This window comes from Niveispirillum sp. GW835-FHT14G11, from assembly GCF_058793615.1.
This window is the reverse complement of sequence record NZ_JBXAFZ010000002.1, coordinates 61,252-83,924: the sequence shown is the minus strand read 5'-3', so window position 1 is coordinate 83,924 and position 22,673 is coordinate 61,252. Positions and strand designations below refer to the sequence as shown.

Below are 22,673 nucleotides of genomic sequence, written 5' to 3'. Positions count from 1 at the left end.
TTGGATCCCCGGCTCCGGATGCCTCAGGCGAAGTGCGCCAACAGTGCATCATTGATATCGCTTGGCGTCATTGTCGCCGGCAACAGCAGGGATCCGTCCGCGGCCCGCAACCGCTCCGCCTGGGCCCCAAGATCGAAGGATGCCACCGGCAACCCCGCCGCCATCACATGGCTGAGCGCATAGCACCAGGTTTCCGGCCAGACGGAAGGCAGAAAGGCGGCATGCGGGCGCAGGATATCCAGCAATTCCGGCACTTCCCCCTCCTCATACCGGCCCGTCACCTGGACATGGCCCGTGGCCGCCAGCGCCGCGTCATCCATGCTGTAGCCCAGCACCTGGAATTGCAGCGGCAGGTTCCGGGCTTCGGCGTCCTGGGCGCAGGCCAACAGGATGCCGAAGCCCTTGGGCGGCCCGATGGCACCCGGCACGACGACCCGAAGAGCCTCACCATTGCGCGGTGCCGGAAAGCGGCTGCTCGGGGAAGGGGAGGGAGGTTCCGCCGGGCGGACCTGGAATGTCGCAGCCGGCATGTATCGGCGCATGCGGTCGGCGCTGTCCTGGCTGGAACAGCCGACGATGCTGGCCTGTTCCAGAACGCGCCGGGTCAGGGAACGCCATTGCGCCACCGGCCGGTCCAGGCCCAGCAGATCGCCATGGGTAATCACGCAGGCGTCGCACACGGCCGCATCCGGTTCGCCGCAATAGCGGTCGGTCCCGTCGGTCAGCGTGATGCGCGGACAAATCCAGCTGTAATCATGAATATGCGCCCGCAAGGGGAACCAGCCCGCCAATGCCGGCAGCAGATCACCCGACAGGCCGAACGGGTGATGCAACTCCATCTCCGTGACGCCAAGCGTCGCCAGATCAGCGCGCAGCCTGTCCAGATCCTGCACACCATCATAGATCAGATTGGTAAGGTCCGGACGATCCGGCAGTTCCAGACGCAGAAGCGGCGTCGCATCCGCCGGCTTTTCGGGCCGCAGGATCAGCGCCGAACCGCCCCGGCTCCGATGCTGCACGATCAGATGGTTAATGAAACGATCCGTACCACCCCCCAACTTGGCGCTGACAATCAGCAGGGAATGTTTCGCATCATCTTGGGTCAGTTGCGCCAGGTCCAACTGCCGGCGAAACGCGCGCATCGGATCGGCCGCGATGAAGGCATGAATGTCAGCCTGATAGCCGGGATAGCGGCTTTCCAGAACGCCAAGCGCCTTGTCGATCCGGGCCTGCTTGGCGGCACCGAAGGAACCGCCGCCGACATGTCCCACATACAGGTCCAGGGCGATCCGGTGCCGCCAGCCTGCCGCAGTAGCGCGCAGGCAGAAATCATTCTCCTCGCCATAACCGGTGCCGAACGCATCCGCATCGAACCAGCCGGTCTGCGCCAGGCAGTCGCGCCTGATATACATGCAGAAGCCGACGGCCGTCGGGATGGTGGCCGTGCGGCCCGTCAGGGTGCGGGCGGCCAGCCGATCCAGCGCCGCCACATCCACTGCCGTCAGCGGCGTCGCACTGTTGGCCGCGGGGTAGGAACAGATGGTGGCGTCGTTCGACCAAGGGGTGACGGTACCCGTATCGACCTGTGCATGGGCGGCGGCGCGCAGCCGGGACAGCCAGCCCGGCGCCACGACCGTATCCGCATTCAGCAGCACGACATCCCGGCCCGAATGCCGCGCCATGCCGACATTGACGGAGCGCACGAAGCCCAGATTGCCGGGATTGCGCACCAGTTCGACACGGCCATCCGCCGCCAGCCTATCCAGCATCTGGCTGATACGGGGATCGGGGCTGGCATCATCGATGGCCAGGACCCGCATGGCGGTGCCGGGGTCGCTGCCCAGCAGCGCCTCCAGACAGGCCCGTGTCGCATCATAATCGCCATGGACCGGCAGAACGACATCGACGATGCCATCATCCGCCGCCACACCGGATGCCGGCGTCGCCGGTTCGCCGGTCAGTTCGAAGATCAGATTGGGATGCGCCGTTCCGGCGGGAATGTCGATGGGCAGGGGCGGCATGTCACCGGGACCAGCCGGGGCGGTGCCCGCAGCCGGAACACCGACATGCCGTGACAGAACGCTGGTCCCGTCCCGCAGCAGCAGCGCCACGGGACGCATGGGACAAGTCCGGTCGATGGCCTGCACAACCCATCGATCGGGACCATCCACATGCCGCAGGGCCGTCAGCCGGGGGGGTGCCAGCAGGTTTGCCGTGAACGCCCCCTGCGGCAGGTCCACCCCGTTCACCACCACGACCGGATCGACGGCCCCACGCAAGGCATCGGGAAACGTCAGCGCAATGATCCGCGTCTGTTCCGACGGCTCCAGATTTGCCTGCGTCAGCATCAGATGCCGCCAGCGCAGACCCACTTGCCATGTTCCGGGCGGCAGGATGCAACGGATGCCGCGCGCGCAGGGATAGGCTTGCGGATGGCCTGTGGACTGCACCTGAGCGACCAGGGTCGCGACACTGTCGGGATCGGTTTCCGCATGCCAGCGCAGGGCGGCGACGGCCTGTGCGGACAGGGGTCCCAGCCGGGCCATGGCCTTGGCCGTGAGGGCGTGAAGCGGATCGATCTGCAGGGCCCGCTCCAGCAGGCGGGTGGCCTGTTCCGATTCACCCCGGCCGATCCAGGCCATGGCGGCTACGGCCAGATCATCGGGATGCTGTGGCTCCAGCCGCGACAGGCGGATGCCGGTCAATAGGGCCAGATCGTAATCACGGTCGGCCAGGGCCTTGAAAAGTTGTGTCCTAATTACCGCCCGTCCGGAGGGAGGAATCGATACGGGAGCGGACGAAGGGGGGTCATCAACGCGGGACAACGGCCACCCTGACGCCGATCAGGGGATCCTGGGCCTGGGGCGACCGACAGGGTTCGCCATCCGCACCGGTGATCTCTCCATGGCGCAGGAAGCGGGCCGCATAGACCACGCGATGGCTGTTGGCCAGCGGCGGCAGCAACCGGAAGGCGATTCCGGGCAGCGGCGCGCCGCCGGGCGTGCCCAAGCGGCCGGGCGCCGGGGTCCAGGCCCCATCACTGGTGCTGGTGCCGGGCACCCGGTATTGCAGCAGCTGTCCGACGCTGGACGTCACCTCCAGCCGCAACGCCTCGATCCAGAACGGCGCATCCGCGGCCGCCCATTCACCGGCCGCAAATCGCTGCTCACCGATCTGCTGGATATGGGCATGGACGGACAAGCCGACAGTAGAAGCAGAGGCGACACGGCTCAGCCGCTTGATCTCCAGATCCAGGCATTTCTGGAATTCCGGACCATAAAGGTAATTGGTGATCAGCAGCGGCGCTGATCCCGCTGGTACCGTGATCACGGCTTCTTCCAGCCCGCTCAGCCAGACGGCGTCGGATAATTTCCCCTTGTACAGGAAGGCCGGCGCGATGGTCCCAGGCTGGGGAATGGACGAAATCTGCGTTGCGGGGAAACTGACGCCGTTCACCTGCCGCGGCGGCTGTTCCGATGGCTTTATGGAAGCCAGATACAGCCCCTCCGGCAGGGGCAGCACCTGCGCGGACGAGCGAAAGCGATCAACCCCGGTATCCCGGCCATCGGCCGGAACCACTGCATTCGCGATCGACATATCCACCACGTTCGTCCCGCAAGAATAGGGATGGCAAAAGCACCAAAAGAAATGGCGGACAAAAGTCCGCCATTTCCACTGTCACAGCAACGATCAGCTTACTTGATCGTAAACCAGTTCACGTTGATGCCGGTGACACCAGACACCGTGACGCTGGAACCATCCGGCATGGTGATGACGGTGCTGCCACCGACCACGGTCGCACGGCTAATGATGTCCGTGAGGCTCAAACCGGCAGCGGAGATGTCGGTGAAGTTGGCCAAGGCCAGCGTATCCTGGGTCGGATCAAAGCCCGAGATAACGTCATTGCCGCCACCGGAGGTGTAGATGAACACATCCTTGCCGGCACCGGCGACCATCGTATCGTTACCCGTTTCACCGATCAGCACGCCGCCACCGGAAGAGGCGACGATGCTGTCGGCACCACCACCGCCACCCAGCGTAGCAGCGCCCAAACCACCGATCAGGGTATCAGCACCAGAGCCGCCATTGGCGACACCGAAATCGCCCAGCTGAACCTGATCATTACCAGAGCCACCGATGACCGAGTCGTTGCCAACGCCCGACACAATCGTGGCCCCGACCGTCGAACGGGAATTGTCGATGAACTGCGTACCGGCATCGCCGACAATCATGGAAGTGTTGGCACCACCCAAGACGCCGACAACGGTATTCGCCTGGGTCCCGGTAATCACCAAACCCTTCACACCGCTGTCCGCGATGACGTTCGTCACCGAACCGGGCGTGCCAGTGCTGATGCTGACCTGGGAAAGATCACTGCTGCCACCACTAACCGACTGATTCAGTACGGTGTTGGTCGTGAAAGTGCCGACGGTGACCACACTCGGCGTCGTCGTCAGGGTCGACGAGGTATCGGTCACGACTACCTGGGTAGCCGAGGTCGTCGATGTGAAACTGGTCTGCAAAATCTGGGAGATCTGCTGGTTCTCCTGGGCGGTCAGCCCAACGCTTGCAATCGTGCCGCCACCACTTAACGTCGCCATGAAAGTCCCCCGTCTGCCTTGAGGTCCAGCGCAACACCACCCCTTTCGGGCAATCTCACTGCTTAACCATATTTCCTCAAATTCGATCTGACCCTAACACCCCTGACGACATGTTGCAATGCCGTTGGCGCAGAGGGTACCTCTCCATAAAGTAGTATCTCACCGCGTCCAACGGCCCTCCTTCCGACCATGTCCTTGGTGTGATTGAGGGATCGCTATATCGGGTGGATATCTTAACGTGTGCTCCGCCGTGCATCACCGCGCCGAAGCCGCAATCGACATTGCCGTTGCCACGGATGCATCCTCCGCCAGTGCCGGGCTTTCCCAGGCGGTGAACAGCGCTTCCGCATCTGCGAAGGCGCCAAGCAGCACCAGCCGGATCAGGGTCAGCTTGCGGGCATGGCGGATCGTGGCCGAAGCCTCCGCCGCGCCCGGCGTTGTCCAGACGGCCCAGAAGGCAGCGTGCACACTGTCCGCGTCGGGGGCGGTCTCGATCGCCTCGAATTCCATGACCGGAGACGGTGGCAAACCCGCCGATACGATGGCGCATAGCGACGCCAGTTCACCCGCCGCCAACGGTTCGGCGACGGTCAGTCCCTGCCAAAGGATGCGCGAATCGCCCATTGCCCGCAGGTCGGCCACCACCATGGCGCGCAGGCGGGCCCGGAATGCGGCCGGCAGCAGCAACCCATCCTCCGCACTGCCCCGCTCGACCGTTGCCAAGAGGCGTGCCGAATCGGCGCCTGCGCCGATCGCCGCCGTCAGGTGCAGATGGATGGCTGCCATGGAAAGCGATTCGGTTTCGCCATCTTCAATTCCAAGGGGGCGAATCGCCCGGCGCAGCGACGCGCCCATGAAAGCCGCCGCCCCTGCGAAAAGCGCGGCGCGGCGCGCGTCGGCCTGCACATTGTTGGCCAATACGGCGCGGAAATAGAGCAGGCCCGTGATGTTGCCAGGCAGAACTGACAACCATTCCCGGCCGTCGGCACCGGCATCGGGGAATCTCAGGCTTTCGGGCTGTTCAATGTCGATGCCGAACCGATGCCGCATGGAATCGGCAATCTCGCCATACAGCGCCAACGCAGCGGTCAGTTGCCCGCCATTGACCAGTTCCTTCAACAATCGGTAGCGCAAACCCGACAGGAAGGCCGGCACCAGATCCGGTGTTTCGATCCGGCGCTGCAGATAGGCGCGGTAATGCCCGTCATCCAGTGCACGCGGCTCCGGCAGCGGCTGGTCGGCAGCGAATGCCCGCAGAGCCGTGCCGTGTGTTTCGACGCGGACCTGTGGGAACCCCGCAGCGCGCAGCGCCATTTCCAGCCCCTTGGCGCTGAACAGTGTCAAATGCAGGCCGGGGCTGGCGATGGGGATCAACATGCCGGGCGTCGTGCCGGGGTTCAGGGCAGCGCCATCGGGCGTGGTCAGCACCACGATGCCGGTACCCCCAACGGCATGCCGCATGGCGGCCAGAAAGGGTGCCGGTTCGGGAATATGCTCGATGACCTCGGATGCGTAGGCAACGTCGAAGGGCTCGGACAGCGGCGTATCGCTGGTCCAATAGTCGCGGGTGATGTCCAGGCCCAGATATTGCCGACCCAGCACGGCCAGTCCGGACGGATCATAGCATTTGGCCGTCCAGCCCAGGACGGTCTGCACATAATCGCTGGGAAAGCCGAACCCGCCGCCGATCTCCAGCATCCGCCGCGCGCCCGGCTGCGCGAAACCCAACGGCTCCAGCATGGAGCGCAGGCCGGCCCCCTGTTCCAGATAGTAATGCACGAAGGGGGCGTCCGGCACCTCATCCCCGCGGTAATCGGCGCCGGCGCGGTCGGTGGAGAAGCGGCTCAGGCAGTCCGGGCACTCCACGATATGCCAGTCCGCACCCTTGGGCCCGCTCCCCGGCAGAATCAGTACCATCCTGTGCGGCCCCGGATGGGAGCAGACCGGACAGAGACAGGCGACAGGTTCGGTGGCTTCGTCCGGCCATATGAACTGCAAGGAAGTGCTCCGATCGTCTTGGGCGTGCGCGCCCCACCATAGGCGCCACGCGGCCGGGCGCAACCCAATTGTCTTGCGGGTGGAGAACAAGTGCGCCACCTTGCCGGGCAATACCCGCGCGTGCCGGGCCCGGACGGGGCGACCATGTTCAAGGTTTTGTTTCTGCACAAGGATTTCCCTGGCCAGTTCCTGCATCTGGCCCGGTCCCTGGCCACGATCCCGGGCGTGCAGGTGGATGCCCTGGCCAGCACCCCGGAACGGCAACTGGCGGGCGTCACGCTCCACCGTTATGAGGTGGACATCGCCAGCGACAGCCGACCACATCAATATATGTATATGGCCGACCGTGCCGCTTGGCGGGGTCAGGCCGTGCTGGCCTTCTGCGCCACCCTGGCGCGCGGCGGCTACCGGCCAGACCTGATAATCGGCCATAATGGCTGGGGAGAGATCCTTTATCTGAAGGATCTATGGCCCGACGTGCCGCTGATCGGCTATTTCGAGTTCTACTATCACGGCACGGGTGCGGATGTCGGTTTCGACCCGCCCGGCGGCGTCAGCCTGAACGACATGGCACGCGTGCGCAGCCTGAATGCCACCGGCCTGCTGGGCTTGGCGGCCGTGGACCGGGGCGTCAGCCCCACCCGCTGGCAACGCGACCTGCATCCACCGGAATTCCGGGCCAAGCTCTCCTTGATCCACGAAGGTATCGATACGGACATCGCCAGCCCCGGTCCCGCCCGGCCGCTGGTCCTGCCCGGCGGGGTCAGGCTGGAAGGGGGACAGCCGGTCATCACCTATGTCGCCCGCCACCTGGAACCCTATCGCGGTTTCCATATCCTGATGCGGGCGGCGGGCGATCTGCTGCGCGGCCGGCCCGACGCACAACTGGTGATCGTGGGCGCGGACGGAACCTCCTACGGGCCACCGCCCGATGGCGGCGGCTCGTGGCGTGAACGGCTGCTGGCGGAACTGAAACATACACTGCCGCTCAACCGGGTTCATTTTCTGGGTAGGATCGATCACGCGGATTTCATCAACCTGATGCGCCTGTCCGCTGCCCATCTGTACCTGACCTACCCGTTCGTGCTGAGTTGGTCGATGCTGGAGGCCATGGCCTGTGGCGTCACCCTGGTCGCTTCCGATACCGCACCGGTGACGGAGGTGGTGGAGCACGGGATCAATGGTGTGCTGGTACCTTTCCATGACCCGGCTGCGGTGGCCAGCGGGCTGGCGGCCGCGCTCGACATGCCGGCGGATCAGCGGATGTCGATGCGGGCGGCCGCCCGGCAGACCATCATCGACCGCTATGATCTGACGCGGGTGGCGATACCGGCCTGGATGGACATGCTGCATCGGGCCTTCGGCCTGCCGCTGCCCCCGGCATGACGCCAGCGGTTCAGGCTTTTCCCGCCGCCGCCGGTAGGATAGACCAAGGGTCGGGCGTGGCCGGCAAAGGCGTGGACAGTGCAATCCTTTTTCTCAAGATCATTTTGGCGCCGGCTCGTCACCGGCCTTGTGGGAACGCCGCTGACCTGGGGCCGCCGCGCCGCGAGACGGGGGCGCCAGACCCGTGCCGCCGCCTACTGGCTTCAGGGGGCTCGCGCCGGCGACGCCGATTGCCAGTTGCACCTGGCGGAGGCGTTATGGCACGGCGCGGGCGTCCTGCGCGATCCACGAGGGGCCATGCGCTGGTACGAGCAGGCGGCCGATGCCGGCCTGGCGCCCGCACAGGCGCGACTGGCCGGCCTTCATGCCCTGGGTGTCGGTGACCTGATCGAACAACAAAAGCTCGGAAAGCAGGCAGAAGGCCAACTGGTGGTGCCGCGCGACCGGACAAAGGCGCGCCTCTGGGCAACGCGGGCGGCCGAGCAGGGGCATATGGAAGCCCAGGTTCTGCTGGGCTGGCTGCTCAGTCTGGAGGAGGAGGAGGAGGGGCGGGATATTGGCCTGGCCATCGATTGGTACAGCCGCGCCGCCGAGGCAGGCAGCGGCCCCGCCATGGTCGGTCTGGCCGGCCTGATCAGTGCGGGGGAGGTACCGGGCCAGGGGCCGGAGGATGCCTATGAACTGTACCGGCGGGCGGCGAAGCTGAACAATAAAACCGCCTTCTTTTATCTGGGCATGAATCTGCTGCAGGGCGTCGGGGTCGAGGCCGACCCGGTCGAGGCCCGAAAATGGCTGTTGCGCGCGGCGGATGAGGGGGTGCCCGGCGCCATGCGCGTCCTGGGACTGATCCATCTGCGCGGAATGGGCGGCGAGCCGGTGGATATCGGGCAGGCGGAAACCTGGCTCCGGCGTGGAGCGATCAAGGGCGATCCGGAAAGCATGGTGTTGCTGGCCGACCTGCATTCCAACGGCACGGCTGGCGTGCCCAATCAGGCGGAAGCCATCGTCTGGTACGTGGCAGCATCGGAGAAGGGGCATTCGCGGGCCAATACGGCCCTGGGCCTGGCGCATCTGGCCGGCAATGGCGTGCCGATGGACCCGGTACGCGCGGTCAGTTTCTTCGAACGGGCCGCGGACGAGCATCCAGAGGCCCGGTTCCAACTGGCACTATGTTATCTGCACGGCAAGGGCGTGCCTGTGAATAACGAACTGGCGGCGCAGCATATGTTGAAAGCGGCGGCCCAGAAACATGCCGATGCCACCTATAATTACGGCGCCCTGCTCTATCACGGCACCGGCGTGCCACAGGACCGGCACGCTGCCCTGTGCTTCTACAGTTCCGCGGCGGAGCTGGGCAGTGCCTCGGGCCAGTTCCGCATGGCCCATGCCCATACGTTGGGGCGGGAAGTGCCCGAAGACCCGGTGCGCGCCATCGACCTGTTCACGGCCGCCGCCGAACAGGACCATGTGGCCGCCCAGATCAATCTAGCGCGAATGCTGCTGAAATACCGACCCGATGACCGTGCCGCGCTGGAGAAATGGCGTGAACGGCTGCGGGTGCACGCCATGGCGGGGGTGGTGGAGGCCGTCACCATCCTGGCCGAGCTGCAATGGCGGTTGGACCGCGATGCGGAAGGGGCCATGACCCTGGTCCGTCAGGCCATGGCCAAGGGTGACCCGATGGCGGATTATGTGCGGGGTATGATCGGCGACTCCACATTTGCGACCAAGCCGGCGCTGCCGGCACCGGCCGACGCAAAGGCTTGACCAATTCCCATATGGCGACGGGGCCAGCTGATGTTAGACTGGCCATCCTGGTCAGGTAACCCGGCGGATCTGTCATGGACCAGATCCAAGGGGCAGCCCGGCCCCGGTCCAACCGCCTTCCCCCTTGCCAGCAGACATGATGACCGCCCCTGAAGGCCGCAAGCTCTATCAGCAGATCGCCAACGCCATCTCCAAGGCCATCCGGGCCGGAACCTATCAGCCCGGCCAGCGGCTGCCGCCGGAGCGGGAACTGGCGGAGGAGTTCAATGTCAGCCGCCCCACCATCCGTGAGGCGATGATCGCATTGGACATCCAGGGGCTGGTGGAGGCAAAGCAGGGATCGGGCATCTATGTCACCCATTCCAAACCCTCCGAACAGCCCGACGACCTGGATATCGGTGCGTTCGAGCTGACCGAGGCCAGGCGCATGTTCGAGGGCGAGGCGGTGGCCCTGGCCGCCACCACCATCACGGAACCGGAACTGATCGAGCTGGCCGGCATCCTCAAGGACATGGTGGACGAGAACGAGCGCGATATCGCCGGCGACCAGGCCGACCGCCGCTTCCATGTCGCCATCGCCCGGGCCACACGCAACAGCGCCATCGTGCTGGTGGTGGAGACGCTGTGGGACCTGCGCTACAAATCGCCCCTTTGCCGCAACATGCTGGCCCGCGGCCGCGCCGTGGGCGTACGTCCCCTGGTTGATGACCATGTCGATATCCTGGAAGCGCTGAAGACCCGCGACCCGCGCAAGGCACGCGCCGCCATGCACCACCATCTGGGCACCGTGATTGAAAATCTGCTGATCGCCACGGAGCTGGAGGCGGTGCAGCGCGCCCAGTCGGAAGTGGCGGCCCGGCGCAGCGAGCTGGCGCGGCGCACGGCGCTTTAGGAAAGTGGTTGATGGGATCTACGGGTGGCGCGCGTCTGGTAAACCTCAAGCACCCTATCGGTTTTTATGGAACATTCGGCGAACATCCTGTAGCGTCACGGCCATGATTGGACCCGAAATCGACCGCCTGATCCAGTTGCTGGCCAAGCTGCCGGGTCTCGGACCCCGGTCGGCGCGACGTGTGGCGCTGCACCTGATCAAGCGGCGGGACAGCCTGATGGCGCCCTTGGGCGACGCGCTGGCCGCCGCCGCATCCTCCATCCGCACCTGCTCTGTCTGTGGAAACCTGGACAGTCAGGACCCCTGCCACATCTGCACCGATGGCGGCCGCGACGCCACGATACTGTGCGTGGTGGAGGATGTGGGTGACCTCTGGGCGCTGGAACGCACCGGCGCCTTCCGGGGGCGCTATCATGTGCTGGGCGGCACGCTGTCCGCCCTGGACGGAGTCGGCCCCGACGATCTGTCCATTCCGGCTCTGCTGGAACGCGCCGGCCGGCCGGAAGTGGGGGAGGTGATCCTGGCGCTGAACGCCACGGTAGGCGGTCAGACCACGGCGCACTATCTGTCGGATCGCCTGGCACCGTGCGGCGTGAAGATGTCACGGCTGGCACATGGCGTGCCTGTGGGCGGCGAGCTGGACTATCTGGACGACGGAACGTTGACCGCAGCACTCCGGTCACGTCGAAACCTGTAACGAATACAGTCCATACACGCGTGGTCATATTGAACTGCCCGAAATTCAGGCAGGTGAGACCGGTGTCAGGGTACCGTCCCTGTCCGCCCCCGACTTTGGTCTCAGGGGCGTGTTCTTAACTGTTTCGAGATTTATCTGTTGCAAGCTGATCAAGCGTGGTTACGTTACGCCTGAGACAGGGTGCCGCAGGGGTACCGCTCTGGTCGCGTATGGGCTCGTCCGTTCGGACGTGTCCGGTTGGTTGAAAGGGGGCGTTTGAAGTGCTCTATCATCTGTATGATCTTCAGCATGCCGCATTGACGCCCCTGCGCCTGATGGCGGAAGCGACACAGCAGACCTTCCAGAACCCGTTCCTTCCCGCTTCCTATACCAAGGTCGGCCGCGCCGTGGCTGCGGGGGCCGAACTGATCGAGCGGACGACGCGCCGCTGGGGCAAGCCGGAATTCGGCCTGCCCACCACCCGCATCAATGGCCGCGACGTGGCTGTGACGGAGCGTGTGGTGCTGGAGAAGCCCTTCGGCAATCTGGTGAATTTCGAACGCGCCATCCCGCGCGACGATCCCAAGGTGCTGCTGGTGGCGCCGATGTCGGGCCATTATGCCACGCTGCTGCGTGGCACGGTCCAGGCGCTGATGCAGAACCATGATGTCTATATCACCGACTGGCATGATGCGAAGCTGATCCCCCTGGCGCGTGGACGCTTCGACCTGGAGGACTATATCGATTACGTGATGGATTTCATCCGTCACCTGGGTCCCAACACCCATGTCATGGCCGTGTGCCAGCCGGCAGTGCCGACCCTGGCCGCTGTGGCATTGATGGCGCAGCTGGACGATCCGTGCCAACCCTCCTCGATGACCCTGATGGGGGGGCCGATCAACACCGCCGCCGCCCCCACGGTGGTCACCCAATTGGCCGAAGACAAGGATATCGGCTGGTTCGAACGCAACGTCATCTCCTCGGTGCCCTTCTATTATCCGGGCGCGATGCGTCCGGTCTATCCGGGCTTCGTGCAGCTGACGGGCTTCATGTCCATGAACCTGGACCGGCATGTGGGCGAACATCTGAAGCTGTTCAAGCATCTGGTGCGTGGCGACGGTGACAGCGCCGAAAGCCATCGCAAATTCTATGACGAGTATCTGTCGGTCATGGATCTGACGGCGGAATTCTATCTGCAGACCGTAAATCAGGTATTCCAGGAACGGGCGTTGCCCAATGGCCGCATGAAGTGGCGTGGTCTGACGGTCGACCCCTCGGCCATCGGCAAGACGGCACTGCTGACCGTGGAAGGGGAGTTGGACGACATCTCCGCCCCGGGCCAGACGGTGGCGGCCCACGACCTGTGCAGCGGCCTGCCCGCGGCCAAGAAGCATGCCCATCTTCAGAAGGGTGTGGGCCATTACGGCATTTTCAACGGCCGCAAATGGCGCGAGGACATCGAGCCGCGCGTGCGTCGCTTCATCCTGGAGAATGACACGGTGCGCGCCGGGCGGAAATCGACCGCCGCTGCCTGACAGAATGTCGAACCCGCCTTGATCGGTCACGATCAAGGCGGGTTCGTATAAGGTCAGGGATTGGGCCGTTCATCCAGGATCAGCTGCAGGAGGGCCAGGTCCAGCCAGCGGCCGAACTTCATCCCCACCTGCGGCATCAGGCCCGTGCGCTGAAAACCCACATTTTCATGCAGGCGGATGGAGGCGGCATTGCCAGCCTCGATCGCGCCCACCATCACATGTTTGCCCAGCGCGCGGGCCCGGTCGGCCAAGGCCAGCAGCAGGACCCGGCCAATGCCGCCGCCCCGCCGGTCGCCGCGCACATAAACGGAATGTTCCACCGTGTGCCGGTACCCGTCAAAGGCCCGCCAGTCGCCGAAAGACGCATATCCGATCACGGCGCCATCGTTCCCATCCACCGCCACCAGCACCGGATAGCCCAGCCGACGCCGGTCGCCCATCCAGGCGACACGGTTGGCCCCATCCACGGTGACCTCGTTCCAGATGGCGGTGGTGTTGACCACGGCGTCATTATAAATGGCGGCAATAGCGTCGGCATCGGCGTCGGTGGCGTCACGGATCAGCATGTTCGGTTCCCTTTCGTCCGCGCGCACCTGTCGCCGGCTGCCACTTGAACTACGTGTATCTGTCTGCCGACGGACAACCAGGGGCTTGCCATCCAGGGCCACCATCGGCTAGGTTCCCCTACCCTATAAGGGCCCGCCTGGCGGAATGGTAGACGCCACAGACTTAAAATCTGTTGTCCTCCGGGGCGTGCCGGTTCGAGTCCGGCGGCGGGCACCAATTTGATTTTCAAGGGTTTTTGTGACGGCAACCAATTAGCGCACTCAGTGAATCATATGGTAGCCGGCTGCAAACCATAAAACGAATCTGTATAACTTTTCCAGCGCCTGGGCCTGGCTGGAAACCCATCGCCATTCCGCTCGATGTTCGACAATTACCTTGGGAAAAGCGCACTTCTTGACCGGAATATGTGCTACGCGGCCGTCCCACAGGTGTTTGTCAGCAACATCGTCGCCGCTCTCTGACGTGTCGGCTATCCTTTGGATAGGGCCTCTCATTCGTCGCATCGTTTGCGGCGAATATCGCCCTATTCGCCGCAAGCGCTGACGTCGACACCCCCTACGCCGCCTCCCAGACCTCGTTCAGCACCTTGGCCGCCAGCGCTGCCTTGTCACCCGGCAGGAAGCGCCCGTAATGCTCCTGGACCGTCTCTGGCGAATCCTGGATGGCGTAGCTGGCCTGCTCGTACGAGCCCGTCTTCTTCAGGATATGCGTCGCCAGCACGTCGCGGACGTTGTGAGGACCGTGGGGCAGCAGGCCCGGGATGGCGCCGCGCTTGGTGAAGGGATTGTAGATCCCGTAGCGCTGGATGATCAGGCGCCAGGCTTCGTAGAAGGTCGTCTGGCCGTATTCAGCGTCGGTCGAGGTCCGCTTCGCCGTCTTCACGAAGAACGTTCCCGGATCAGCCGCGGCGCCCAGCAGCAGAAGGCGGTGGCGGTCCAGGTAGCCGGAGATCAGGTCGTACAGCCCGTGCAGGTCGGGCAGCCGCAGATGGAAGGCCTGGCCGCGGAAGTAGGACGATCCGGCGTTCTTAAAGGCTTCCACTGGGATGTAGACCTCCCAGCCGCCCTCGCGGCTGTTCCAGCGCAGCTCGCCGCGGCGGAGGTCGCTCAGGTGCCGCGCCGTGGATGGCATGGCGCCCCTGGGCTTCCAAAGCAGCTGGCGAAGGTTCTTCTGCCTCACGCCCAGGTGCAGGCCCAGGCGGATCATCAGCAGCGCCCGCGTCGCCTCTGCCGCCGCGATGGGATAGCGGTCGGCCCTCGGCATGAGCCGGACGATCTCGTCGGCGATCTTCTTGTATTCGGTCAACGGGCTGTCCGCCTCCAGGACCGGCAGGATCGGCTCGAACGGGTCGCGGTGGACCTTGGCCACCCGCTTCACCTCCTTGCCCCGGCTGACGGCGTACCGGTGCGCGGCCTGGCACGCGGCCCGCCAGTCGGCCAGGGCCCGGTCGATGTCGCCCTGGGCCAGCAGGCCCGGCACGGGCTGAAGGCGCTGGGCCAGTCCGGGGTTCTGCCACAGCCAGCCCGTCTCGGGGCGGGTCAATGCGGCCGCCACCGACAGCGCGCCGCTCTCCCAACTGGTGTAGAAGCCGCGCCGGCGCTCCCGCCAGTCCACGTACCACCCCCAGGTCTGGGGGAAGGCGAGCAGCGCCAGGCACAGGCTGCCCTTGTCGGCACCGAGGCCGCGGATCGGCCCGGCTGCGGGAGCGGCCAGCGCCCCGAACATCAGGCCCAGGTGCTCGATCTGCTGCAGGGCCATTTCCCGGCCCCAGCCCCCGGACCGCTGGTACCCGACGGGCGTCAGGGTGGCGCTCTTGAATCCGACCAGGCCGGCGATCTCGCGGTCCAGCTCTTCGTCGGCCATCGTGGCGACGTCGAACCTCGCACCTTCCGAACGCCGGCCTCCCTGGTCTTTCCAGCGCGCATCCACCACGGCGCCGGCATGGGGCAGCCGGAGGGCGAAGGGCGTCTTCATGGCGGCCGCCTGGTACGCCCTGTAGGCGGTGGAGCCGCGCACGATTACCTCCCGCACCCATCGCAGGATCTCTTCCCGTTCCCTCGGCGGTCGGGTGGTGAAGTCGTCTGGCAGGTGCCAGGCCAGCCGCCGGTGCTCGGCGTTGGTGATCCCGTGGACATTGTTGCCGGAAATGGCGCGGGAAGGGTGGGGCAGGCGGCCCGACAGGTGCCCGTCAGGTAGCCGATACCGCTGCTCAAGGATCGCGATGGCCTGCATGCTCCGGACGGTCCTGGGATGGCGGACCCCGCTCCGCCAGTTGCGGATCGTGGAGACGTTGACCGCGATGCCGGCGGCGGCGAGGGCCCGTTGGAGCACGTGGTTGTTGTCGCCGTGCCGCCGCGCCTGCTGGTCCAGTTCCCGGTGGAAGTCGGTGAAGGCGCGCGCCTCGGGCCACAGTGCGGATGGGAACTGGATAATCGGGGCCGGTTGGCGCTTCCGGCGAGGGGCCTTGGCCACGGGCGCGATAGCAGGGGCATCCTTTCTCGGCCGCCCCCGCTTCCTGGCCGGGGCCGGTGGCACGGATTGCATCTTGGCCCTCGGCGGCTCTTTAGTTGGGTCGGCCAAGGGCTTCGGCTTCGGAATAGGCAGAGCCAGCTTGCGCGCCACCTTCCGAACGGCCCGCTTCGGCTCCGAGACGGCAGGGCTGGGGAGTTCCCGCACGATGGCGTCTAGAAGGGGCTTCAACTGCACCCTGGTGTCGAGCAGCGTGGACGGTGGGATACCGGCCGCCGCGGCGATGGCTTGGTAGTCGAAGCCGCCACCCGACCTAGCTGGCCAGCGCCTTTCCCGCGCCAGCCCCAGCAGGTGGTCGCGCAGGGCCATGACCTCGCGCGGTGGCATGAGGGGTTCGAGCCGAAGGCGGACGTAGTCGGCAATGATTCGGTGGAGGCGCAGGGACATATGGGTTGCCTGGTTGGAAATGGGGCGCTTCCCTGCTCCCTGGATCGCGGAGAAGTCTGTAACCAGCCTCATTGCGTTTAGGTTTCGACATGCAGAGTGCGAGGAGGCGGGGACATCGCTGTAAACCCGCGAGGAAGTCCGGGATTGGGAAAGGGATTTCGCAATGCAAGCTGGGTTCTGCCAGAGATTGTCTCCAGGACCGTGGACACCGCCTGCGGAAGTGGTTAAAATTATAGAGAAGTCAACTTGAAGCGCAAATAATGTAGTGCCATGCCCCACGTGGGTAGGCGAGGGGGGACTGTGTTCTTGAACGATCAGGAGACGGCGACCGATCTCCTCTACTATGAGGCCATAGCGAAGACAGTCGTGACCCTGATTCGCAAGACGCCCGATGCACCCGTGACGATCGGCGTCCACGGCGATTGGGGTGCCGGCAAGTCAAGTGTGCTCAAAATGCTGGAGGGCGCTTTCGCGGAGGATGATCGTGTCCTCTGCCTCTGGTTCAACGGTTGGACGTTCGAGGGCTTCGAGGACGCAAAGACGGTCGTCATCGAGACCATCGTGGATGAGCTTCGCCGGGCCCGTCCGAATTCGGAGAAAGTGGCGGATGCCGCGAGAAAGGTCTTCAAGCGGGTGGATTGGTTGAAGCTTGCTCGCAAAGCTGGCGGTTTCGCGTTTTCGGCGGCGACTGGCATTCCGACTTTCGATCAGGTTAAGAGCATCTATGATGTTGCCACCTCATTCCTGGCCAAGCCCCAGGAACATACCTCGATTGAGGATTTGAAGGAGATGGCCGAGAAGGCCGGTGAATTCCTGAAGGAAGCCCCCGCAGATAGCGACAATCTTCCCGAGCACATTCATGCGTTCCGTAAGGAGTTCAAGGAGCTTCTCGATGCCGCCGACATCGATCAGCTTGTCGTCATCGTTGACGATCTCGATCGGTGCTTACCGAAGACGGCGATCGCGACGCTCGAGGCGATCCGTCTTTTCCTCTTTGTCGAGCACACAGCATTCGTTGTTGGCGCAGATGAACTGATGATCGAGTATGCAGTTCGTGAGCACTTCCCTGACCTGCCGCCCAGTTCCGGCTCAGTGAGCTATGCGCGAAATTACCTGGAAAAGCTGATCCAGGTTCCCTTCCGAATTCCCGCGTTGGGCGTAGCCGAGACCCGCGTGTACGTGACCCTTCTATTGGTGGAGAGCGCGCTCGGCTCGAAGGACCCGCGGTTCATCGAGCTACTCGCCTCTGCACGGGAGGATATGCGCCGGCCCTGGAAGAGCCGCGGCCTTGAGCGAAGGACCGTAGAGCAGGCCATGGCAGGCAAGATGCCGCTTGAAGTTGACCAAGCGCTTGTGATCAGTGCCCACGTGACGAAGATTTTGAGCGAGGGTACCCGTGGCAATCCGCGCCAGATCAAACGCTTCCTTAATTCCATGATGCTTCGCCATGCCATTGCCGACGCGCGTGGATTCGGTGCCGATATTCAGCGCCCTGTGTTGGCAAAGGTCATGCTTGCGGAACGGTTCTATCCGGACTTCTACGAACAGATCGCTCGCCTTGCTGCCAATCATCCCGATGGTCAACCCGAGGCGCTATCGCGTTTCGAAGAACATGTGCGGGCACCTGCGCCTGAGACAAAGGACGAAGAGAAACCTGCTGACAAAGGCGGGCGCAGGGTTGCGCGCCCGGCACCCGCACCCCTTCCAGCCGAGGCTGTGGAATGGGAGAAGAATGAGTGGGCCAAGAATTGGGCGGCAATAGATCCATCGCTGATAGGCGTAGATTTGAGGCCCTATGTGTTCGTCACGCGGGATAAGCGCAGCTCGTTGGGTGGCTTGACCGCTGCAAGCCATCTTGAGGGCCTCGTCGAGAAGCTGATGGGCCCGACAATGCTGGTGCGGGGCGCCATCGGCGAAATCGCCAAGCTCACGGGTCCTGAACCAGAAGAGGTGTTCGAGGCGATCCGAGGCCGTATTCTCCAGGGCGATAATTTCACGACCAAACCCAAGGGGGTGGACGGCCTTGTTCGGCTGGTCGAGGCACATCCAGCACAACAGCGACGTTTGTTAGAGTTCATCCGGGAGTTGCCCGTGCCCAAGGTCGGAGCCTGGGTAGCATCGAGCTGGGGAACCTGCTTCAAGGATACGGGTATCTTGGCGGAGTATCGGACGACGCTGCGGTCATGGGCTGAGCAAGCTGAGAATCCAGTCCTGCAAAAGGCCGCGCAGGGCATCGACAAGATGCAGCGGGGTTGATCGGATGGGTACGTCAAAACGCTACGGCGGACCTTCGAGTGGCCTCGTACCGTCATTCGTTGACGACCCGACGCCTCCGACCCAACCCCGCCCCCCGGCGGCAGTACCGGTAGCCCCGAATATGCCGGGCGGCCCAGATGGACCGTCGCCGCGACCGGAGCCGCCAGCAGCGCCTGCCGTTCCGCGCCCACCGTCAGGTCCGAATACGGATGGTCAGGGCAATTTGCGTGGCGTGAAGGGCAAATTCACACGTTTTGCAAGGACCGGAAGCCTCGGTGACCTTGGGAGTGCGCTGTCGGGGTATGTACGAGGTGGCACCGGCGGCGCGAGACGAGCTGCGCAGCGTATGGGCTCGTCCCGCGCCACGGCCAGCAGATTGTTGGGCATTGTCCGTGACTTCGAACGTCTCGGACCGGCCGAAACGCTTCGCCAGCTGAACTTGGCTGGATTGGCGGCACAGCCCGCGGCTGATGTGTTTGTCTCGATCCTGGAATTTATCTGCCCCCCCGGCGGTGCCGTGGACGACGCCATCGCGCGGCAGGCGATGTTAGAGGCAATCGCTGATCTTGCGGAGGCGGGCGTTGGCAGTTTCGACACACTCACACGAGAACAACTTCAGGACTTCTTCCTGGACTTCATCGCGCGTTCGATCGAAGGTCGGGTGATGGCCGACATCGGCGGTCGAGGTGTCACCTTGCCCGATGACGTGGCTGCCGTGGAAAGCGTCCAGGCTCAACTTCACGATTTCATCGAAGGGGCAACTCGCAGCCAGCTCGCCGGGAAGATTGAAAGCCTGAAGCGTCTGTCTGACCGGGATATCGACAATGTCGTCAGGCAGATTTATGAGACCGCTTTTGAGCTGGTCGCCGTCGCCGGGGAGGCAGCCGCATGAAGCACCATACGATCATTGCCCGGCTCGGTCCTGGGGATAACGCCAAGGTTTCACCGAGCCGCGCCGGCACGCTTGTGACGGAGATCGACTTCGTCGATGGCGAATTCCGTTTGGGCTATGGGCTGGGCCAAGCATTGGATCAGCTCGGTGAGCTCGGCCTTCATCCGTCCGAGACGGCCGTTGACTTGGCACTGCTTGCCGCAGCGATCACTGCCGCCGATACCCGGATTTCGCGTAACGCTGATGCCCAGGATGCCTGGACCCGCGAGATCGAACTCCACCTGCCGGTACATGATTTGGTTCGCTGGCAAGGATTGTCGCCGCTGATAGTGACGACGTTGAACTTCCTGACCGGCGACCGTTGGGGCGTCCATTTTCGCCCTCGCGCAGCCGGCACTCCCGACCTGGCGCCCCGGCCGGCAAAGTTGCGCACCGCCACTCCGACCACGGTCTGTCTGTTTTCGGGCGGACTGGACAGCTTCATCGGCGCGATAGACCTGCTTGCGCGTGAGGAAACTCCGATGTTGGTGAGCCACTATTGGGACGGCATCACCAGCACGCACCAAGCTTATTGCGCCGATGCGATCAAGCGTCACTTCGGCAGGACCACGCTTCATCATATCAGGGCAAGAGTTGGCTTTCCGACTGATATAGTCGAGCATTCCGCGGTTGAGGACACGCTGAGGGGCCGTTCGTTCCTGTTCTTCTCGCTGGCGGTCATGGCAGCAGACGCGATAGGCGGCGACATGGTGGTGCATGTGCCGGAGAACGGGTTGATTTCGCTCAACGTACCCCTTGATCCGCTGCGGCTGGGGGCACTCAGTACCCGGACGACACATCCATTCTACATGGCGCGCTTCGACGATCTGCTCAATGGTCTCGGCCTGAAGGTCCGACTGGAAAATCGCTATGCCTTCAAGACGAAGGGCCAGATGATGAAGGAGTGCGCCGACCTCCCGTTCCTCGGGAAAGAAGCGAAGCATACGATGTCATGCTCATCGCCGGGCGCCCGCCGCTACGATCCGGATCCTCATGAAAGGACGCCCAAGCATTGCGGACGGTGCGTGCCTTGCCTCATCAGACGCGCTGCGATTCTCGAAGGGTGCGGGGCCGATGACACGCCGTACCGAATCCCCGATCTTCGAGCGCAAGTCCTCGATTCGAACAAGGCCGAGGGCGAACATGTGCGTTCCTTTCAAGTCGCGCTTTCACGTCTTGCGCATAAGCCCGATCGTGCCCGTTTCGATATTCATCGGCCCGGACCGCTGATCGACCATCCTGACAAGCTTCCCGATTACGAAGCCGTGTACGTCGCCGGCCTGCGGGAGGTCGGCAGGTTGTTGCAGGGCGTTCGAGCTTGCCCCTTATGACGGAGACATACAATCCGTCGGCGCCGCGCTGGGTCGACTTCCATTGCCACGTCGACCTTTACAATGACCACGCAGCTCTTATTGCCGAATGCGACAGGGAACGCGTGGCGACGCTTGCGGTGACGACCACGCCCAAGGCTTGGCCACGAAATCGTGAACTGGCGTCGAAGTCGCCGCATGTCCGCACCGCACTGGGACTGCATCCACAGCTTGTCGCCGAACGTGAGAATGAGCTGCCAATCTTCGAGCGCTACCTCCCTGACGCAAGGTATGTCGGTGAGATCGGCCTTGACGCCGGACCTCGCTTCTATCGCAGTTTCGCGGCCCAGGAACGGGTGTTCGACCATATCCTGCGCGCCTGTGCCGAGCATGGCGGCAAGATACTGACGGTCCATAGCGTTCGTGCGGTTGGTAAGGTCTTGAACCATATTGAAAGCGCCCTGCCGCAGGACCGGGGGCGTGTTGTCCTGCATTGGTTCACGGGGACGTCGGCCGAAGCCCGCAGAGCGATCGGGCTCGGTTGCTATTTCTCAATCAACGGAGAGATGCTTCGCTCACCCAAGCACCGGCAGCTGGTTGCCGGTCTTCCACTTGACCGGCTGCTGACTGAAACCGACGGGCCGTTTGTGGAAATCGACGGGCAGCCCCTCAGGCCGCGCGACGTGAGGAGTACCGTCGCCGAGTTGGCCGAAGTGCGGAGCCTTTCGGTGAAGGCCATGGAAAATGAGATTCTCCAAAACCTGAGACGTCTGGTAAGCGCGTAACGGTGTGGCACCTGCGATGCGTCTGCATCACAGGAAACTGGCCTGGAAGCTGGTCGCTACCAACGATACATGCGCGTCGAGCGGCGGACGCAGCTCGAAGGCCCTGGGCTCCCGGGCGAAGTTCCACAGCCGGACCAGGCACCACTCGCCATGGCGTTCATCGGCGACGGCCAGCTCGTTGCGGGTGATATGGAAGGGCGTCCGCTCCCAGCCGTTGGTCGTCTTCACCTCGATCAGCCGTTCTCGGCCGTCGGTGCCGAAGCTCCGGATGTCGTAGCCGGCCCCGTCGCCGTCGAGGTGGGATACCCAGCGTATCCCGTTCACCAGGTCCGTCCTGCCGGCGGAGAGCAGGTTAGCCCTTTCATGGGCGAGCACCCGCCTTTCACCCGCTTCGCCGAGATCCCGATTGCGCGCATCGCGTCCCGCTACGTCGTACTTCCTGGCGATCGCGGCCATCCGACCAAGCTCGGGGGAAGGGGGCGCGTTGCTGAGCGTAGGGGGCGGGAGGATTCGCAGCAGGTCGTTGTCGCTGATGGGGACGAACTGGGGCTCGACCGCCATGGCGTGAGCGACTGGTGCGAGCCATTTCGGATGGAGTTCCAACCATCGCATGATTGCGGGCTCGAGCGACATCTGGTAGTTGGACGCCGGCTTGTACCCAGGAATCCATGGCTTCCCGAGGCCCTTGAGGACTGCGCTGATATTCTGGTGCTTGAACTCGATCGCGCCACGCGGCCGGCCAATCACCGCTTGAAGGCGGCGATTGTGTTCGGCCTTGCTGTAGGGCCGGCCCGAAATGTCGGCGTCGAGCATCGCGAAGTAGTCCGCGACGGTGGCGTCGTTCTCATTGTCGGTCCAGTCAGCGGTCATCGACGCTCCCGGTATGTATGGCGATGAAAGATTCCACTTCCAGATTCCAGCTGGTCGCCAGCGCCTTCCAGCGTGACGGACCACCCGGTGGGGATGCCGGCGACACTGAGATGCCGAGATTCTGGTGGATCAAGAAGGCCAGCTTGGTCAAATGTTTGTTAGAGAAATCGGGCATCGCCCTCA

17 protein-coding genes and 1 tRNA gene are annotated in these 22,673 nt (G+C 64.0%); 10 read left to right on the top strand and 8 right to left on the bottom strand.

Annotated elements, in window-relative coordinates; all coding sequences use genetic code 11:
* Window positions 1-23: 23 nt before the first annotated feature.
* From AC1Q7F_RS03970 to AC1Q7F_RS03955, 4 genes are all read right to left on the bottom strand, one after another.
* Window positions 24-2,705, bottom strand: coding sequence for a glycosyltransferase (locus AC1Q7F_RS03970; RefSeq protein WP_492504027.1), 2,682 nt, complete (start codon window positions 2,703-2,705; stop codon window positions 24-26).
* 106 nt (window positions 2,706-2,811) lie between these two features.
* Complete coding sequence (locus AC1Q7F_RS03965; protein WP_492504025.1) at window positions 2,812-3,603, bottom strand: hypothetical protein; 792 nt, start codon at window positions 3,601-3,603, stop codon at window positions 2,812-2,814.
* A gap of 92 nt (window positions 3,604-3,695) precedes the next feature.
* Complete coding sequence (locus tag AC1Q7F_RS03960) at window positions 3,696-4,601, bottom strand: calcium-binding protein (protein ID WP_492504023.1); 906 nt, start codon at window positions 4,599-4,601, stop codon at window positions 3,696-3,698.
* 255 nt (window positions 4,602-4,856) lie between these two features.
* Entirely contained in the window at window positions 4,857-6,518 is a 1,662-nt protein-coding gene (locus AC1Q7F_RS03955) for a methyltransferase domain-containing protein (protein ID WP_492504021.1), read from the bottom strand.
* Window positions 6,519-6,689: 171 nt separating this feature from the next.
* Between AC1Q7F_RS03955 and AC1Q7F_RS03950 the strand changes: the two genes are divergently transcribed.
* The 5 genes from AC1Q7F_RS03950 (at window position 6,690) to AC1Q7F_RS03930 (ending at window position 12,855) form a co-directional block, all read left to right on the top strand.
* Window positions 6,690-7,985: a glycosyltransferase gene (locus AC1Q7F_RS03950; protein ID WP_492504019.1), complete on the top strand. Its 1,296-nt coding sequence runs from the start codon at window positions 6,690-6,692 to the stop codon at window positions 7,983-7,985.
* Window positions 7,986-8,114: 129 nt separating this feature from the next.
* Window positions 8,115-9,752, top strand: coding sequence for a tetratricopeptide repeat protein (locus AC1Q7F_RS03945; RefSeq protein WP_492504017.1), 1,638 nt, complete (start codon window positions 8,115-8,117; stop codon window positions 9,750-9,752).
* A 139-nt stretch (window positions 9,753-9,891) separates the two neighbouring features.
* On the top strand, window positions 9,892-10,644 hold the full coding sequence (locus tag AC1Q7F_RS03940; RefSeq protein WP_492504015.1) for a FadR/GntR family transcriptional regulator: 753 nt from the start codon (window positions 9,892-9,894) through the stop codon (window positions 10,642-10,644).
* A 103-nt stretch (window positions 10,645-10,747) separates the two neighbouring features.
* Window positions 10,748-11,341: a recombination mediator RecR gene (gene recR, locus AC1Q7F_RS03935; RefSeq protein WP_492504013.1), complete on the top strand. Its 594-nt coding sequence runs from the start codon at window positions 10,748-10,750 to the stop codon at window positions 11,339-11,341.
* A gap of 260 nt (window positions 11,342-11,601) precedes the next feature.
* Window positions 11,602-12,855: a polyhydroxyalkanoate depolymerase gene (locus AC1Q7F_RS03930; protein ID WP_492504011.1), complete on the top strand. Its 1,254-nt coding sequence runs from the start codon at window positions 11,602-11,604 to the stop codon at window positions 12,853-12,855.
* Window positions 12,856-12,908: 53 nt separating this feature from the next.
* On the opposite strand, the gene AC1Q7F_RS03925 is transcribed toward AC1Q7F_RS03930, so the two are convergent.
* Entirely contained in the window at window positions 12,909-13,421 is a 513-nt protein-coding gene (locus AC1Q7F_RS03925) for a GNAT family N-acetyltransferase (RefSeq protein WP_492504009.1), read from the bottom strand.
* A 131-nt stretch (window positions 13,422-13,552) separates the two neighbouring features.
* Here AC1Q7F_RS03925 and AC1Q7F_RS03920 point away from each other — a divergent pair.
* Window positions 13,553-13,638 (top strand) — tRNA-Leu (locus AC1Q7F_RS03920).
* A gap of 339 nt (window positions 13,639-13,977) precedes the next feature.
* On the opposite strand, the gene AC1Q7F_RS03915 is transcribed toward AC1Q7F_RS03920, so the two are convergent.
* The gene (locus AC1Q7F_RS03915) at window positions 13,978-16,338 is read right to left on the bottom strand and encodes a hypothetical protein (protein WP_492504007.1); all 2,361 of its coding nucleotides are present in this window, start codon (window positions 16,336-16,338) and stop codon (window positions 13,978-13,980) included.
* Window positions 16,339-16,644: 306 nt separating this feature from the next.
* Here AC1Q7F_RS03915 and qatA point away from each other — a divergent pair, with 306 nt between their 5' ends.
* Genes qatA through qatD form a run of 4 tightly spaced genes read left to right on the top strand, consistent with a single transcriptional unit; the run spans window position 16,645 to window position 21,620 of the window.
* Window positions 16,645-18,594: a Qat anti-phage system ATPase QatA gene (gene qatA / locus AC1Q7F_RS03910; protein WP_492504005.1), complete on the top strand. Its 1,950-nt coding sequence runs from the start codon at window positions 16,645-16,647 to the stop codon at window positions 18,592-18,594.
* Between the two features lie 4 nt (window positions 18,595-18,598).
* Window positions 18,599-19,486 carry a Qat anti-phage system associated protein QatB gene (gene qatB / locus AC1Q7F_RS03905; RefSeq protein ID WP_492504003.1) on the top strand — a complete coding sequence of 296 codons (888 nt, stop codon included), beginning with the start codon at window positions 18,599-18,601 and terminating at the stop codon, window positions 19,484-19,486.
* Window positions 19,483-20,856, top strand: a complete 1,374-nt coding sequence (gene qatC, locus AC1Q7F_RS03900) for a Qat anti-phage system QueC-like protein QatC (RefSeq protein WP_492504001.1) — start codon at window positions 19,483-19,485, stop codon at window positions 20,854-20,856. Before qatB ends, qatC begins: the two co-directional genes overlap by 4 nt.
* Window positions 20,853-21,620 (top strand): Qat anti-phage system TatD family nuclease QatD, encoded by a 768-nt coding sequence (gene qatD, locus AC1Q7F_RS03895; RefSeq protein WP_492503999.1) that lies wholly within the window; start codon window positions 20,853-20,855, stop codon window positions 21,618-21,620. Before qatC ends, qatD begins: the two co-directional genes overlap by 4 nt.
* Window positions 21,621-21,647: 27 nt before the next feature.
* Here qatD and AC1Q7F_RS03890 read toward each other — a convergent pair whose 3' ends face one another.
* Both AC1Q7F_RS03890 and AC1Q7F_RS03885 read right to left on the bottom strand, forming a co-directional pair.
* A complete protein-coding gene (locus AC1Q7F_RS03890) occupies window positions 21,648-22,490 on the bottom strand; it encodes a protein NO VEIN domain-containing protein (protein WP_492503997.1) in 843 nt (280 codons plus the stop codon).
* The gene (locus AC1Q7F_RS03885; protein WP_492503995.1) at window positions 22,480-22,665 is read right to left on the bottom strand and encodes a hypothetical protein; all 186 of its coding nucleotides are present in this window, start codon (window positions 22,663-22,665) and stop codon (window positions 22,480-22,482) included. The genes AC1Q7F_RS03890 and AC1Q7F_RS03885 overlap by 11 nt, the downstream gene beginning before the upstream one ends.
* Window positions 22,666-22,673: the final 8 nt, after the last annotated feature.